Below are 15,766 nucleotides of genomic sequence, written 5' to 3' on the forward strand. Positions count from 1 at the left end.
CATCTTTATTAACTTCAAGAAAGGAATTTTTATGAAAATTATCCATTCTATTACCGAAACAATTGGTAATACTCCACTTCTAAAACTAGAAAAACTCTCCAAAGAATGCGGGGCAAATATTTTTGCAAAATGTGAATTTTTAAATCCTACTAGCTCTATAAAAGACAGAATTGCATTAGGAATGATTGAAGATGCATTGCAAAGTAAAAGAATCACAAAAGATACAATCTTAATTGAACCAACAAGTGGTAACACAGGTATCGGACTTGCTTCAGTCTGTGCGGCAAAGGGTATCAAACTCATCTTAACAATGCCAGAATCTATGAGTATAGAACGCCGCCGCCTTATGTCAGCACTTGGTGCAGAACTTGTGCTAACTTCCAAAGAAAAGGGAATGAAAGGCGCAGTAGAGAAAGCTGCAGAAATTCAAGCAAGCACACCAAATTCTATGATTTTACAACAATTTCAAAATCCTTCAAACCCCAAAGCACACAAAGAAACAACTGCGATAGAAATTTTAGATGCATTGGAGAATCAAGTAGATATTTTTATTTCTGCAGTTGGAACAGGTGGCACCTTAAGTGGAGTTGGCTCCGTCTTAAAACAACGTAATCTCAATACAAAAATCATCGCTATCGAACCTATAAATTCCGCTGTATTAAGCGGAGAAGCACCAGGACCACACAAAATTCAAGGAATTGGAGCAGGATTTATTCCAGATACATTAGATAGAAGCCTAATTGATGATATTTTAAAAGTTGATGTAGAATGGGCATACAAAGAAGCACGCGAAATTGCCAAAAATGAAGGGATTTTAATTGGAATTTCAAGCGGTGCAAATCTATGGGCAGCACGCGAAATTGCCAAAAGCAATCCAGGAAAAAATATCGTAACCATTCTTTGTGATACAGGGGAACGCTATTTAAGCACTGAGCTTTATGAAGAATAATTTACAGAATAAAAATTTGAAAAATGGAATCTAAACTTTGTAACATTATCACAAAGCTTTATAAAAATCTTTTGTATAATTTCAATGCCCATTTGAAAAATATCACCAGTATTAAAGAATCTTTGAAAGCTGGCAAACTTCCTAAATGCCAGCTTAACTCTATAACTTAATATTATCATACCTAAATTCCAATCTCCATAATTTTTTTTAAGATTCTTAAAATAGCAATTTCTAACAGTAAACTTTTTATAATTATTATCTATAAAAATTTTATAAGGTATATACTCTTTTGCCTATTCAAAACTCAAAAAAATTAAGAAATTTAAAAAATCAAAAACTGCAAAAATTAAAGCCTAAAATATAGGTTAGTATTTTAAATACTAACTTTTAAAAAATCATACAAAGAAAAGCTAAAATTTATTTTTATTTTGTTACCTTACTGCCTTAATATAATCTAAAAATAATAAACCAACCTTTTTGTAAGCAAGGAGTATTTATGCGAAGTAAATGGGTGGAATCCCGACAAAACGATGCAATACGCACACAACTACATTATGCAAAAAAAGGCATTATTACACAAGAAATGGAATATGTCGCAAACATAGAACATTTAAATCCAGAAGTTGTGCGAAAAGAGATTGCCAAAGGACGATTGATTTTGCCTGCAAATATTAATCACACAAACCTAGAACCTATGGGCATTGGAATCGCAACGCGCACAAAAATTAATTCAAACATAGGAAGCTCTGCACTTGCAAGTTCTATTGATGAAGAAGTGCAAAAAACACTTATTTCTATCAAGTATGGAGCAGATACAATTATGGATTTAAGCACAGGGGGGGATTTAGATTCCATTAGAGAAGCTGTTATCAAGCACTCTAGCGTGCCAATAGGAACTGTGCCAATTTATCAAATTTTACATGATGTCAAAAACGATATTAACGCACTCACCATTGATAAAATGCTAGAAGTTATGGAGCGACAGGCAAAACAAGGAGTGAGTTATTTCACAATTCATTGCGGATTTTTACTAGAGCATATGCCGCGCCTTGCAAAGCGTAAAATGGGAGTTGTTAGTCGCGGTGGTAGTTTAATGGCGGCTTGGATGATGCACTATCATAAGCAAAATCCTTTCTATGAAGCCTTTGATGATATTTTAGCAATTTGTCAAAAATATGATGTATCCTTAAGCCTTGGGGATTCCTTACGACCGGGCTGTTTAGCCGATTCTAGTGATGAAGCGCAACTAGGCGAACTTAAAGTGTTGGGCGAACTCACACTTAGAGCTTGGGAAAAAGATGTACAAGTAATGATTGAAGGACCAGGACATGTGCCACTAAACGAGATTGAACGCAATGTGGAATTACAAAAAGAACTTTGCCACGAAGCACCTTTTTATGTGCTAGGACCACTTGTTACAGACATAGCCGCTGGATACGATCATATTGCTTCAGCAATAGGAGCAGCAATTGCCGCTTGGAAGGGCGTTGCAATGCTATGTTATGTAACTCCAAAAGAACATTTAGGCTTACCAAATGCAAAAGATGTGCGCGAAGGGATTATCGCTTATAAAATCGCAGCGCACGCAGCAGATATTGCAAGAGGTAGAACCAATGCAAGACTTAGAGATGATGCAATGAGTAACGCGCGCTATAATTTTGATTGGAATAAGCAATTTGAGCTTGCTCTAGATCCTGAAAGAGCGCGTGAATACCACGATGAGAGTTTGCCTCAAGAAGTGTTTAAAGATGCGAAATTTTGCTCAATGTGCGGACCTAAGTTTTGTAGTTACAAAATTTCACAAGATATTATAGAAAATACTAAAGAGAAGGAAGTAGTATGAACCAAGAACAACTAATTAATTGCTTAAAAGAAGTGATTTATCCAAATTTTGAAAAAGATATTGTAACCTTTGGATTTGTTAAAGAAACGCTTACAGAAGGTGATTCCGTGGCAATTCGCGTAGAAATTCCATCAGCTTCAAGTGAAGTTGCAGATAAGTTGCGTGAAGCCATCACGCAAAAGCTAAATGCACAAGGTGTTACGAAAATCAACTTAGATATTAAGCAACCAAAGCCGCAGGCACAAACACAAAAGCCACAAGGCACGAAAAATTTGGCTCCACAGATTAAAAATTTTATAATGGTAAGTAGTGGAAAAGGAGGTGTTGGTAAATCCACGACAAGCGTAAATCTAGCAATTGCTCTAGCTCAACAAGGAAAAAAAGTTGCATTGCTTGATGCAGATATTTATGGTCCAAATGTCCCTAGAATGTTAGGCTTAGAAAAAGATAAACCAGAAGTAGATCAAAAGCTTAAAAAACTCATTCCGCTACAAGCCTATGGAATTGAAATGATTTCTATGGGCGTTCTTTATGATGAAGGGCAAAGCTTAATTTGGCGCGGTCCTATGATTATTCGCGCGATTGAACAAATGTTAAGTGATGTTCTATGGGGAGAGCTTGATGTTATGGTGATTGATATGCCACCAGGAACTGGCGATGCACAACTTACTTTAGCACAAAGTGTGCCCGTAACAGCTGGCGTTGCTGTATCCACTCCACAAAAAGTCGCCCTTGATGATGGCGCAAGAGCCTTAGATATGTTTGCAAAACTTAAGATTCCACTTGCTGGGATTGTAGAAAATATGAGTGGTTTTATTTGTCCAGGCTGCGGTGAAGAATACGATATTTTTGGAAAAGGCACAACAAGTGAAGTCGCAAATGCGTTTAATACACAGGTGTTAGCACAGATTCCTATTGAACCTATTGTGCGTGAAGGTGGTGATAGTGGAAAGCCTATTGTGTATTTCCACCCAGAGTCCAAATCGGCAAAAGAATATTTAAAAGCTGCAAAATTATTATGGGATTTCATTGAAGAAGTCAATACAAAAAAACTTGCTGATAATGCAGAGATTCAGCCAATTAACACAGGCAAATCCGCCTGCTCATCTTAAGCTATCTTAAAAAAAAAGGGGGGGGGGGGAGAACTTAATCCCCCCCTTTTTTTTCTTAATCCTTATTATAGCTTTTTCACCACTTCACATTAAAAGCTAAAGAGCCCAAATGCGATGCTCCGTTATCTGCAAATAACGCACTATAATTTAAAGAAAAGTATATGTTTTCATTCACATCATATATAAGCCCTGTCTGTAAAAATCTATAATTATCTGGAACTTTAAAAGAGTCCTCATCTTCTCCATATCGAGCTTTAATCTCACTATTAAAAAGTCTATACATTCCAACTTCTAGCACACCTGAGATATTACCAATTTTATGAAGCGCACGCAAAGTCACATCAGCCCCATAAAAATTTTCACTCCTTTTTTGACTTTTTGTTTGAAGCTCAAATGCATCAACCCTTAAACCATCATACTTTACTCCAGCTCCTAGAGATAATATACTCTCTCCATAATCAGATTGCAAACTATAATCATAGTTTATAATGGACTCTACTGCATAATTCCATACTTTTGCACTATCTTGAAAATATTTATCATTAACGATTTTATGCATATCTGCTTTGTAACTACCAAACTTAACTTGATTATTCCAAGAAATCTTGTGTGAGCCATTCTCATAAAAATATCTCTTATAACGCAATCCAGCAAATACACCCTTGACATCTCCAGCAACATCACGGTACGCATTAGAGTCTGTAATATTAATATCCCCATTAGAATCTTCATATCCTAAAAATCCACCAATAATTCCATAATCACTAAAATAATGCCATCCTGTTACAATCCCATTGGTGGAAATTTCTGCATTTCCATTTCTAGAAGACAAATCAAAATCATCATATGCATAATAAGGAACAACAAAAATATGTGCAACATCTGTTGGCTTAGAGTGCATTTTTTCTTCTTCATATCTTATGAGTTGATTCATAGAGATATTGCGTCTTTGTAGATAATTCACAAGGTAATCTGCAAAAAATCCTCCAGCCATCGCCGTAGCAAGTGGATCAATAATAAAAGTACCAGCCTGTGGATTATAGATAACATTAAAAGTTCTAGTGCCACTTTTATCAACAATATCTTTTGGAGTAGCATTTGCGCTTGTTAAATTACCTTGTTCCTTTAACAACACAACATTATCAACCTTAAAATAAACATTCTTTTGATATTGATTTGCATCAATTAAAAGTGTGGCATCAGAAAAATCTACAACACTTGCTCCATCTCCCCCAAGAATAATCCTAGAATCTCCGTCATTCCCAACATTTCCTAAATTTTCGTGTTCTTTTAAAGTGATTTTTTGAGCACTTTTAACATACCATTTTTCAATTTTAATTATATCTTTTGTGTTATTATTAAATAAGTGAATTCCATTATTGTTGGTCTTGATTACTCCTGTATTCTCTACTCTCTCAATTTTACCACCATCATTTTGAATTCCATTCTCTAGCGTTCCAATATTCACAAAACTCTTTAAGTCTTTCGTATTTTTAAAATCTCCAACAATATCTTTATTGACAAAATTATCAATATTACCTATGTTTTCAAATTTATCAAGTCCAGCTGAATTTGTAATGGTTGTGATGATGCCATTCCTTGAGCTTGCGTTTCTAACGCTTTAATAGTGCCTGAATTTGTTAAGGAAGCAATGTTAGCAGAATCTTTTACAGAAATTATTCCAACTTCTCCAGTATTCTTAAAATCAGGAATCTTTGCGTTATCACCCAGTAAGACTTCGCCCACTTTTCCACCATTCATAACACTTGAAATCTCTGCATTGCCATCTAATTCAAGCTTACCCAACTCACCCCACGCCTCTTTCCATTTCCAGCAGCTTCTATTAAAATTCCATTATCTTTTCCACTAATTTTACCACTAGATTTTAAAATATTAATTTTTGTATCACCCTGGATTTGAATACCAGCCTTTCCTTCTCCTTCAATTGTCCCTGTATTACCCAACAGATTGATTGTGGATTTTCCAGCGACAACAATACCACAATCGTAACCCTTAATTTCTCCTTCATTTATAAATTCTTTCAAATTAGCATTATCCGCCATCCAAATCGCAAACTTGCCGCTAATTTTTCCAGCTTTTGCATTGTAAATCATCTCCGCTTCAACATTCTTTCCCAAATGAATCCCATCGTTACTATTGGTTGCCGTTGCGCTAATTGTTCCTGAATTTTGAATTTCACTAATTAAAATTTTACTATTGTTTCCTACAAAATTCATTCCATACTCTTGACTCTGTATCAAGCCAAAATTTTTAATTCCAACATTAATTGTTTTTCCTCCAGCATCCCCACCTACAATACTGACCCCAAACGCATCTACACTTTGGTTATCTGGTATAGCTGCAGCAGTACCCCTAATAGTTCCATAATTAACAAGAGAAACACTCCCTCCTATATTTGAATTTTTACTGCCAATTTCAACTCCGCCACCACCAATAGTTTCTGCATTTTTTTTGATTGATAAATTCTAGCTCAATATTACGATTGCCATTTGATAAAACAGCTCCGCCAGCATTTTTACTAATTATACCGCTATTATTTATACTTAAGTTTCCTTGATTTTCGACCTCTCCTGTTAATGTAACACCTTGTTTGATAGTCAGCTTTGCTTGGTTTTTATCATCATTTATAATATTTCCACTCTTATCAATATCAATAACGCATTCTATACCACCACTACACACACTTCCTGTAAAATCTGCACTTGCACTAGTTATCAAAACAGAAGCACAAGCAACAGAAATAAAAAAAACATCTTCATAAAACAAATCCCTTAAGGTTTTAAAATTTAATATTGAATTATAGAATCGTATTTAACTTTGACTGAGAGATAAGAATATATAGAAAATTTACTTTAAAAAATTAGTAAGACTTAAGCTTTATGGCTTATCACTACTTCCAATATTATCTAAAAGTTCTATAATAGCTGCTTCTAGCATTGTATAAACTTCTTCAAAGCCATCTAAATCTTTGTAATAATAAGGATCAGGTATATCTCTACCTTGCAAGCCAAAATCGCCCATTAAGGCGAGATTTTGGAATCCTAATCGCTTCAAATCGGTATAATTTTGCCCATCCATTGCCACCACCAAATCAAACTCCAAATCACTATACGCATTTACCCTTCTACCGCGCAAAGTAGAAATATCAATGCCGTGCCTTTTTCCAACAATAATAGATCTCTCACAAGGTGGCTCATCAATATGCCAACCACTAGTCCCCGCAGAATCAATTTTGAGATTTAAGTCTCTTTTTCTAGCTAACTCCCTTGCGATTCCTTCTGCTAATGGTGAGCGACAAATATTACCCAAACATACAAACAAAATGGATTCTATCACACTTGCATTCCTATCCACTTTTCTGCAATTCTTACTGCATTGGTTGCCGCCCCCACGCGGATTTGATCTGCGACACACCAAAGATGTAAAATGCTTTTATCATAATTATCTACACGAATTCTACCTACATAAGTTTCATCGGTATCTGTGGCAATCATAGGCATTGGATATTCCTTTGCTTGTGGATCATCTAATAACACGACAGATTCTGCATTTCTAAGCACTTCTTGTGCATCTTCTTTGCTTACTTCCTGCTTAAATTTAATCGTAATTGCTTCACTATGACTACGCAAAACAGGCACACGCACACAAGTTGCACTCACTGCAAAATCGCTGTGCATAATTTTATTTGTCTCATTAACCATTTTCATTTCTTCTTTAGTATAATCATTATCCATAAACACATCAATTTGTGGAATCAGATTTAACGCGATTCTGTGTGGAAATGCCTTTGGCTCACAAGAATCAAGACTAAAGTCGAAAAACTTCTGCATTTGCATAACAAGCTCTTCCATACCCTTTTTTCCAGCTCCAGATACCGCTTGATAAGTGCTAACATCTACGCGTTCAATTCCAAACTTCTCGTGCAATGGTGCTAAAACTTGCACCATTTGGATTGTGGAGCAATTTGGATTTGCAATAATTCCTGTTTTTTCCCATAACAAAATATCATTAGGATTGACCTCTGGCACAACTAAAGGCACATCTTTTTGCATTCTAAAATGACTTGTGTTATCAATCACTACTGCCCCAGCCTTTGCTGCACTAGATGCAAACTCTGCACTCACACTTCCACCTGCTGAAAAAAATGCAATCTCAATATTTTCTTCATCAAAAACAGAGTGTGTGAGTTCTTTAACCTTATATTTTTCACCTTTAAACTCAATCTCTCTCCCCACACTTCTAGCACTAGCCAATGGCACCAATTTATTTAGTGGCAAATTACGCTCTTCTAAGATTCTAAAAATCTCTTCACCTACGGCACCTGTCGCACCCACAACTGCAATATTATACTTTTTCATTATCTCTCCTTTAAAATTTAATATTATAGCGTTCCATCTTGCTTAATAAAATATCTTTTTTAAGCCCTAGCAACTCTGCTGCACCATCCACATCAGAATCACAACTCTTCAAAGCTTCACAAATAAGCTCTTCTTCTAAATTAGCGATTTTTTTCTTACCCCCACTCTCTCTTGAGCTTAAAAATAAATCTTCTGGCATAATTGTATCTTCTTCGCATAAAATTGCCGCTCTCTCTATCACAGATAGTAATTCCCTAATATTCCCGGGCCACCGATAAGAGAGCAATTGCTCTTTTGCCCCATTGCCCCATTTTTTAATTCCAATTCCATATTGTGTATCCACTTGTGCTAGTTTCCATTCACAAAGTGGAATAATCTCTTCCACGCGCTCACGCAAAGGTGGAATATTAATAGGAATGGTTTGCAATCTAAAATACAAATCCTCCCTAAACTCCCCTTTTTTAATCTTTTTTTTAATATCTGCATTTGTTGCTGCAATGAAGCGAATGTCTATTTTAATAGGCTTGCTACTTCCAAGTCGCACCACTTCCTTTTCTTGCAACACGCGCAAAAGCTTTGCTTGAAGCCCCATAGGCATTTCACCAATTTCATCTAAAAAAATGCTTCCACCATTTGCCGCTTCAAACTTCCCTGCTCTCCCCTCTGTTGCGTCTGTAAAAGCCCCTTTTTCATAGCCAAAAAGTTCAGATTCCAATAAATTTTCCGGAATTGCTGCCATATTTAATGCAATAAATGGTGCGCTAGCCCTTAGAGAATTTGCGTGGATAAAGTTTGCAAACAACTCCTTTCCTACTCCACTCTCCCCCAATAAAAGCACAGAAGCATCAGTTTTAGCAGCTTTACTTGCAAGTTTTAATGCACCTTCAAGCGCTGGAGAAGTTGCGATAAACTGCTTATTCTCTGCTGTTTTTATGGATTTTGGCTTTGCTTTAGTTAGCACCTCTTTAGCCTTTTTTGCTCTATAGATTGCTTCAACTAAAGTTTCAATCTCAAAAGGTTTGGTTAAAAAATCCTTAACACCAAGTCGTATGGAATCAATGGCTTTATTTAAAGTCGCATTTCCTGTGATTATCAAAGCTTCATAACGCCCATTTAGCGTGCGCAAAAATTCGATTCCATCCATTTGAGGCATATTAATATCAGTAATCACCAAATCAAAGGAATCATCAAGCTTTTTTAGTGCATCTTTAGCGCTTTTAAAGCTTACCACTTCAAATTCTTTATATTCCCCTAACGCGATTTCTAGGGATTTACGCATATTAATATCGTCTTCAACAACGGCTAATTTCATCTCTACTCCTTTGCTCCCTTAAAATCTTCTACTCTTTTTTAATAAGCGCGTAAATTGTTGCAATTCCATTTTCATACTCAATTTTAATGCGCGAAGGTGGAATTGCAAGCAAGGTTAAGGATTTACCTTGTAAATTCTGCACTTCACTTCGATCCTCTAAACGCACTCCCCAGTTAAAAAAGCATTCTAAAATCTCTTCTTTATAGTAAGCTAAAAACTCTCTTTCGCTTTTTGTTCCGTGTGGAATCTCACATTTTTTATAAGGATTTCGGACTTTATCTAGCATTTTAGCGCTTACCATTGCTGGAGAAAAATTATATTTTTCATTTAAAACAATTCCATTTTTAATTACAACTCTATAAGAGAAAAGATATTCTGAAGCCCACGCAGATAGCCCACAAAACACAATTCCCCATAGAATCCTAAGCATTATTCTAGCAACCCAAACTCATTCTCATCATCTTGCTCTTCTTCTTTAGGACATCTTGCAATGGAAACCACCTTATCATCATCTACATTAACAATAATCACGCCACTTGTTGCGCGTCCTGCTTTACGGATGCTTTGCATATCCACACGAATCATCTTGCCACTGCTTGTTAGCACCATTAAATCCATATTTTCATCTACATTAACAATCCCTACAAGCTTTCCTGTTTTTGGTGTAAGCTTCATTGCTATCACGCCTTTGCCTCCACGATTTGTAATGCGGTACTCATTGACTTCTGTGCGTTTTCCAATTCCTTTTTCGCTCACACTTAAAATCTCTTCATTTTCACTGGCAACAACCGTAGCGCCGATCACATAATCCTTTGGCATTTTAAATTTAATTGCCGTTACACCACGCGCTACGCGTCCAATCTCACGCACATTATCCACTCCAAAGCGCACGCACATTCCTTCATAAGTTACAACTAAAATTTCTTTAATATCAGAGCTAATAATTTTTGCAGTAACTAACGCGTCATTCTCATCTAAGTTAATCGCTCTAACTCCAACACTTCTAATGTTTTTAAACTCACTTAAATTTGTGCGTTTAATGATTCCATTTTTTGTAAAAAATGCAAGCGATTTGTTAGAATTAAAATCTTTTGTAGTAATGGTTGCCATAATTTTTTCATCAGGGGCTAAGTTGATAAGATTTACAACAGCCTTACCAATTGCTGTTCTGCTTGCCTCTGGTATCTTATACACTTTTAACCAATACAACTGTCCCTTATCTGTGATAAACAAAATCGTATCGTGTGTATCTGAGACAAAGAAGCTTTCAATAAAGTCATCATCATGTGTATTTGCCGAAATCTTACCCTTGCCTCCACGATTTTGCTTTTCATAAGTGCGCACTGGCACGCGTTTAACATAACCCCTATGACTCATTGTAACCACCACAGGTTCATTTGGGATTAAATCTTCTACATCAATGCTTTCATAATCTTCTTCAATGGTTGTTAAACGCTTGGTAGAAAACTTCTCTTTAATCTCTAACAATTCTTCTTTTATGATTCCATTTAACAAACTCTCACTTCTTAAAATCGCGCTTAAATGCTCAATTTCTTTTAGCAACGCTTGGTATTCATTCTCAATTTTATCACGCTCCAAGCCTGTTAAGCGTTGCAAGCGCATATCTAAAATCGCTTGAGCTTGAATCTCACTTAGGCTAAATTGCGTTATTAAACCTTCTTTTGCAACTTTTGGATCACTACTTGCACGGATTAATGCAACAATTGCGTCAATATTTTCTAATGCGATTCTTAATCCTTCTAAGATATGCGCTCTAGCTTTCGCTTTTTCTAACTCAAAAATTGTGCGGCGAATTACCACACTTTTACGATGCGACAGGAATAAATCTAGCAATTCTAAAAGCGTGAAAACCTTTGGCTCTTTATTGTAAATTGCAAGCAAAATGATTCCAAATGTGCTTTCCATCGGTGTAGATTTAAAGAGATGATTAAGCACAATTTCACTCATTGCCTCACGCTTAAGCTCAATTACAACTCTAATCCCCTCTCTATCAGACTCATCACGCACTTCAGCAATCCCATCAATTACCTTTTCTTTCGCAAGTTCAGCAATTTGCTCCACTAAACGCGCTTTATTAACTTGGTAAGGAATCTCATCAATAACAATAATATCTTTTGTTTTTGTTTTTTCAATATGCGTTTTTGCACGAATCTTAATGCGTCCCCTACCGCTCTCATAGGCTTCTCGGATTCCACTTTTCCCATAAATAATCCCACCTGTTGGAAAATCTGGTCCTTCAACAAATTGCAAAATCTCATCTAAACTTGCTTTTGGATTGTCAATTAAATACACAAGCGCGTCAATGATTTCATCAGTTCTATGTGGTGGAATATTTGTTGCCATACCAACAGCAATTCCATTAGAACCATTAATCAGCAAGTTTGGTAAGCGACTAGGTAAAATATCTGGCTCTTGCAAGGTATCATCATAATTTGAAAGAAAATCCACCGTGTCTTTATCAATATCACGCAAGACTTCTTCAGCAGCTTGTGTCATTCTAGCTTCTGTATAACGCATAGCAGCAGCACTATCCCCATCAATACTACCAAAGTTTCCTTGCCCATCAACAAGCTCTAAGCGCATAGAAAAATCTTGCGCCATTCTAACAAGAGCATCATAAACTGCTGTATCGCCGTGTGGATGATATTTACCAATCACATCACCCACAATCCTAGCACTTTTTTTATACGCCACGCGTGAAGTTACGCCAAGCTCATACATCGCATACAAAATCCGCCTATGCACAGGCTTTAACCCATCTCTTGCATCAGGCAATGCACGCCCAATAATTACACTCATAGAGTAATCAAGATAACTCTCTTTAATGGAATCTTCAATATTAACATTTTGAATATCTTGATTTAAATTTAGCAAGTCAGACATCACTTCCCCTTGATAAAAAATACTAAAATTCTATACAACTTTGACTTTAATCTTGCTAAGGCGTGCTTTGTAAATCTAAGGGAGTATTACAAAACGCTTCAAGAGCTTGCTTACCCTTTAAAACAGAAGTTTCCCGTTCTATTTGACACAAAAATCCTAAAATCTCTCTATGCGTTAAGATACCAAGAGGACGCGTTTTGGATTCCATTGTTTTAAGCCCTAAAAACTCATTCTCCACAAATAAGGGCATTCCACGCAACTTTTCCTTATCTTTTTGTGGTAATTCTAAAAACTCCTTAAAAGCAATCTTTTCTCTTAAAAATTGCGACCAATCGTGTTCGCTAAAATACGAAATTTCCAAGCGTTCATCAAGGGGCAAATCAAGAGGTAATAATAAAAAATTAAAATAACTCTCCTTAAAACTAAGTTCCCTAAAATTTGGCTCCGGCAAAACATTGCAATAAATATCTGTAAATCTCTCTGTTTCAAGCACGGCTAAATCTAAATTATCATCAATGGCTAAAATCCTAGCGTGCGATAAACACGCAATTGGCTGTCCGAGTACTTCTGTATGGTATAGTGTAATATCTTTTGCCTTTTTGCCTTCAAACACAATGCTAGCACTTGTTAGCACCAGCCCATCATTAATAATTAACCCATAGCCTTCATTGTATTGCTGGACACTTTTATTTGGCACATCAAATTCCGCAATAATCTTCACGCCATATTGCAACCAATCTGGATATTTTGCATTTGCATTAAGCAACATAAGCATTATTCCTAAAATTATCTTTGCCATTGCTATCCTTTTTGGGATTTTTTAAACCATAAAATACTACAATAAAAGCCTTAATTTTACACAAAGGTTTTAAAATATGGAATTAAAAGCATTCGATCTTACAAAAGAGGAATTAGAAAAATTACAATACGCACTTATTCGCACAGAAAAAGGTGAGATAAAAATTAAACTTTTTCCAAATGACGCTCCAAACACAGTGGCAAACTTCGCGCACTTAGCACAAAGTGGCTTTTATAATGGCTTAATTTTTCATCGTGTAATCCCCGGATTTGTCGCACAAGGGGGTTGCCCTGAAGGAAGTGGTAGAGGCGGACCCGGATATAAAATTGCTTGTGAGTTAGACAATAATCCACACAAGCACCTAAAAGGCACGCTTTCAATGGCACACGCAGGAAGAAATACAGGCGGAAGTCAGTTTTTCATCTGTTTTGCTCCACAACCCCATTTAGATGGTGAACATACGGTATTTGGACAAATTAAAGATAAAGAAAGTCTAGCCGTGCTTGATAGCCTAAAGCAAGGCGATAAGATTTTAGAAATAAATATTTCCAAACAATAAAAGGGTTATCCCTTTTATTGTTTATGGTTTTATCTCGCTAGAAACACACAATTTCTACATTATTGTTAATATTCTCTAAAATATCTTTTTTTATCTCATTATTATAAGCACCGGCGCATAAAACCACCAATGATATATCGCAATCTTTCAAAATTTTAGGAGAATATACCCTAAAATTTGTCCCATAAAGTCTTTTTCCTTGCTTGTTTGGATTATTATCCAATATGGCTACAACTTTAGAACTATCTAGCCCATTATAGAGCAGATATTGCGAAAATAAATGCGCCCCAAAGAGATAGATATTCTTGGAAGTCTCTTTAAAAATCTGATTTAATCCATCTATTGCACTTTCATAATACTTTTGCATTTGTTTAAACATTTGCTTATTTTTTTCAAATTCATTACCCAAGAAAATATCTTTTATATTTCCATTCTCCACCTTTTGCGTTGCATAAAATACAGAATGATCTTTGAAATATTTTTTCTCTAAAATTTTAAAAGAATTTTTAGCCAATAAAAATTCAATAACTTCTTCAGTTAAGAATATAGTATGTTCAAAATTTAAACAATTAGTCCATTTGTTTTCTAGCCATTTTTGCATATTGGGCAAAGTAAATATCATATACCCCCCCCCCACTAGAGATTTACAACAATCTTGTAAAAAACTATGTGGTTGATAAATATGCTCAAATGTATGGCTATGCACGATACAATCAAACTCTCCAATCAACTCCTGTTTGCCAAAAAATCCATCAATATACTCCACTCCTTCATTTTTAGAAGTTGAATTAGGCTCAATAATTGTCCATTTTGGCTTAGAATTAATATCTGTGTTTTTAAAAACCTCTAAGGAAAGCTTTCCGTGTCCGCCACCAATTTCAAGAATACTATTCGGTGAAAACTTTACGATAAATTTTGCAAACTCTCTATGATGCTCCTCCCATAAATCCCCAATAGCACCAGCATCATGTCCATTTTTATAAAGAATTTCCAGTGGAATAAGCTTAGATAGTGCAATCACACCACTTTCTTTGAAAATTACCCATTCTTGTATCGGCACCAAATCCAAATCCTTATTAGCATCATCCATACACCCAGCAAATAAAGGATAAGGTTTTGATGATAGCACTTCATAATCATTTGTATCTGTTATGGGGCATTTCTCTCTTTTTATGTATTGTAGCATTATTCACTCTCCTTAATATATTTTTCTAAATCCGTAGGCGTTCCAATGCCGTGCATTTGCTCAAATTCCATCAAAAAGCAACCAATTCTAGCACCATTTTTTATAGCATAATTATATGTTGGTGCTGTATAAAACTCATTATTAACGCGCTCATTTCTCGCTATCATATCTATAGCCGAATCCATAAACAAGCTTCCTTTAGAAAATAGATAAATGCCTACTGTGGCAATATCAGAGATAACTTCTTTTTCTTTTACTTCAGTGATTAATTCCCCATTCATCCTTACAAACGACCATTTAGGGCTTTTTTCCTTATCTTTAAAACATAAAATAGAGCCATCTAAATTGCGATTTTTGCAATCATTGATATACTCATTTATATCAATATCTATGATTTGATCAGAATTTGCTATCATTAGTGGCGTGTTATTATTGATTAGTTCCCTTGCATACAATACCGAGCAGGCTGTTCCTTCTGTTAATGACTCTACACTAACAAAGCTTACATTATAATCTTTAGATATCTTGTTGCAGAGTTCTTTTTCTTGTTCTAGGTGTGTTTTTTGCAATATAATTATATAATGTGCATTATCAACATTTAAATTTTCTAAAACTCTCACAATCATAGGCTTACCTAGCACATCTATAAATGGTTTTGGTTTTTCATATCCCTCTTTAGCAAAGCGACTTCCAGCACCTGCTGCTGGTATCAAAATATTTATT

Annotated in this window: 16 protein-coding genes; 4 read left to right on the forward strand and 12 right to left on the reverse strand. The window is 35.6% G+C overall.

Going from position 1 to position 15,766, the window contains the following annotated elements; genetic code table 11:
* Window positions 1-31 precede the first annotated feature (31 nt).
* The 3 genes from cysK (at window position 32) to IP358_RS04845 (ending at window position 3,904) form a co-directional block, all read left to right on the forward strand.
* Complete coding sequence (gene cysK, locus IP358_RS04835; protein ID WP_006802457.1) at window positions 32-949, forward strand: cysteine synthase A; 918 nt, start codon at window positions 32-34, stop codon at window positions 947-949.
* A 496-nt stretch (window positions 950-1,445) separates the two neighbouring features.
* Entirely contained in the window at window positions 1,446-2,792 is a 1,347-nt protein-coding gene (gene thiC, locus IP358_RS04840) for a phosphomethylpyrimidine synthase ThiC (RefSeq protein ID WP_006802458.1), read from the forward strand.
* On the forward strand, window positions 2,789-3,904 hold the full coding sequence (locus IP358_RS04845; protein ID WP_006802459.1) for an Mrp/NBP35 family ATP-binding protein: 1,116 nt from the start codon (window positions 2,789-2,791) through the stop codon (window positions 3,902-3,904). The genes thiC and IP358_RS04845 overlap by 4 nt, the downstream gene beginning before the upstream one ends.
* Window positions 3,905-3,980: 76 nt before the next feature.
* Here the strand turns inward: IP358_RS04845 and IP358_RS04850 are convergent, their stop codons facing one another.
* The 10 genes from IP358_RS04850 to IP358_RS04895 form a co-directional block, all read right to left on the reverse strand.
* Entirely contained in the window at window positions 3,981-5,372 is a 1,392-nt protein-coding gene (locus IP358_RS04850) for an autotransporter outer membrane beta-barrel domain-containing protein (protein WP_006802460.1), read from the reverse strand.
* A 71-nt stretch (window positions 5,373-5,443) separates the two neighbouring features.
* Complete coding sequence (locus IP358_RS04855; RefSeq protein WP_006802461.1) at window positions 5,444-5,710, reverse strand: hypothetical protein; 267 nt, start codon at window positions 5,708-5,710, stop codon at window positions 5,444-5,446.
* The gene (locus tag IP358_RS04860) at window positions 5,692-6,141 is read right to left on the reverse strand and encodes a hypothetical protein (RefSeq protein WP_040498508.1); all 450 of its coding nucleotides are present in this window, start codon (window positions 6,139-6,141) and stop codon (window positions 5,692-5,694) included. Before IP358_RS04860 ends, IP358_RS04855 begins: the two co-directional genes overlap by 19 nt.
* A 199-nt stretch (window positions 6,142-6,340) precedes the next feature.
* On the reverse strand, window positions 6,341-6,691 hold the full coding sequence (locus IP358_RS04865; RefSeq protein ID WP_006802463.1) for a hypothetical protein: 351 nt from the start codon (window positions 6,689-6,691) through the stop codon (window positions 6,341-6,343).
* A 111-nt stretch (window positions 6,692-6,802) separates the two neighbouring features.
* Window positions 6,803-7,258 carry a low molecular weight protein-tyrosine-phosphatase gene (locus IP358_RS04870; protein WP_040498625.1) on the reverse strand — a complete coding sequence of 152 codons (456 nt, stop codon included), beginning with the start codon at window positions 7,256-7,258 and terminating at the stop codon, window positions 6,803-6,805.
* Window positions 7,258-8,283, reverse strand: coding sequence for an aspartate-semialdehyde dehydrogenase (locus tag IP358_RS04875; RefSeq protein WP_006802465.1), 1,026 nt, complete (start codon window positions 8,281-8,283; stop codon window positions 7,258-7,260). The genes IP358_RS04870 and IP358_RS04875 overlap by 1 nt, the downstream gene beginning before the upstream one ends.
* Window positions 8,284-8,293: 10 nt before the next feature.
* Complete coding sequence (locus tag IP358_RS04880) at window positions 8,294-9,595, reverse strand: sigma-54-dependent transcriptional regulator (protein ID WP_006802466.1); 1,302 nt, start codon at window positions 9,593-9,595, stop codon at window positions 8,294-8,296.
* Between the two features lie 28 nt (window positions 9,596-9,623).
* Window positions 9,624-10,001 carry a hypothetical protein gene (locus tag IP358_RS04885; RefSeq protein ID WP_248613385.1) on the reverse strand — a complete coding sequence of 126 codons (378 nt, stop codon included), beginning with the start codon at window positions 9,999-10,001 and terminating at the stop codon, window positions 9,624-9,626.
* A gap of 23 nt (window positions 10,002-10,024) precedes the next feature.
* Window positions 10,025-12,499, reverse strand: a complete 2,475-nt coding sequence (gene gyrA / locus IP358_RS04890; RefSeq protein WP_040498509.1) for a DNA topoisomerase (ATP-hydrolyzing) subunit A — start codon at window positions 12,497-12,499, stop codon at window positions 10,025-10,027.
* Between the two features lie 55 nt (window positions 12,500-12,554).
* Window positions 12,555-13,298, reverse strand: coding sequence for a hypothetical protein (locus tag IP358_RS04895; protein ID WP_006802469.1), 744 nt, complete (start codon window positions 13,296-13,298; stop codon window positions 12,555-12,557).
* 76 nt (window positions 13,299-13,374) lie between these two features.
* On the opposite strand from IP358_RS04895, the gene IP358_RS04900 reads away from it, so the two are divergent.
* Window positions 13,375-13,857 (forward strand): peptidylprolyl isomerase, encoded by a 483-nt coding sequence (locus IP358_RS04900; RefSeq protein ID WP_006802470.1) that lies wholly within the window; start codon window positions 13,375-13,377, stop codon window positions 13,855-13,857.
* 37 nt (window positions 13,858-13,894) lie between these two features.
* Here IP358_RS04900 and IP358_RS04905 read toward each other — a convergent pair whose 3' ends face one another.
* The gene (locus IP358_RS04905) at window positions 13,895-15,043 is read right to left on the reverse strand and encodes a methyltransferase domain-containing protein (protein WP_370521393.1); all 1,149 of its coding nucleotides are present in this window, start codon (window positions 15,041-15,043) and stop codon (window positions 13,895-13,897) included.
* Complete coding sequence (locus IP358_RS04910) at window positions 15,043-15,765, reverse strand: glycosyltransferase family 2 protein (protein WP_040498629.1); 723 nt, start codon at window positions 15,763-15,765, stop codon at window positions 15,043-15,045. Before IP358_RS04910 ends, IP358_RS04905 begins: the two co-directional genes overlap by 1 nt.
* Window position 15,766 lies beyond the last annotated feature (1 nt).

The sequence above is a fragment of the Helicobacter winghamensis ATCC BAA-430 genome, assembly GCF_028751035.1.
Classification (GTDB): domain Bacteria; phylum Campylobacterota; class Campylobacteria; order Campylobacterales; family Helicobacteraceae; genus Helicobacter_D; species Helicobacter_D winghamensis.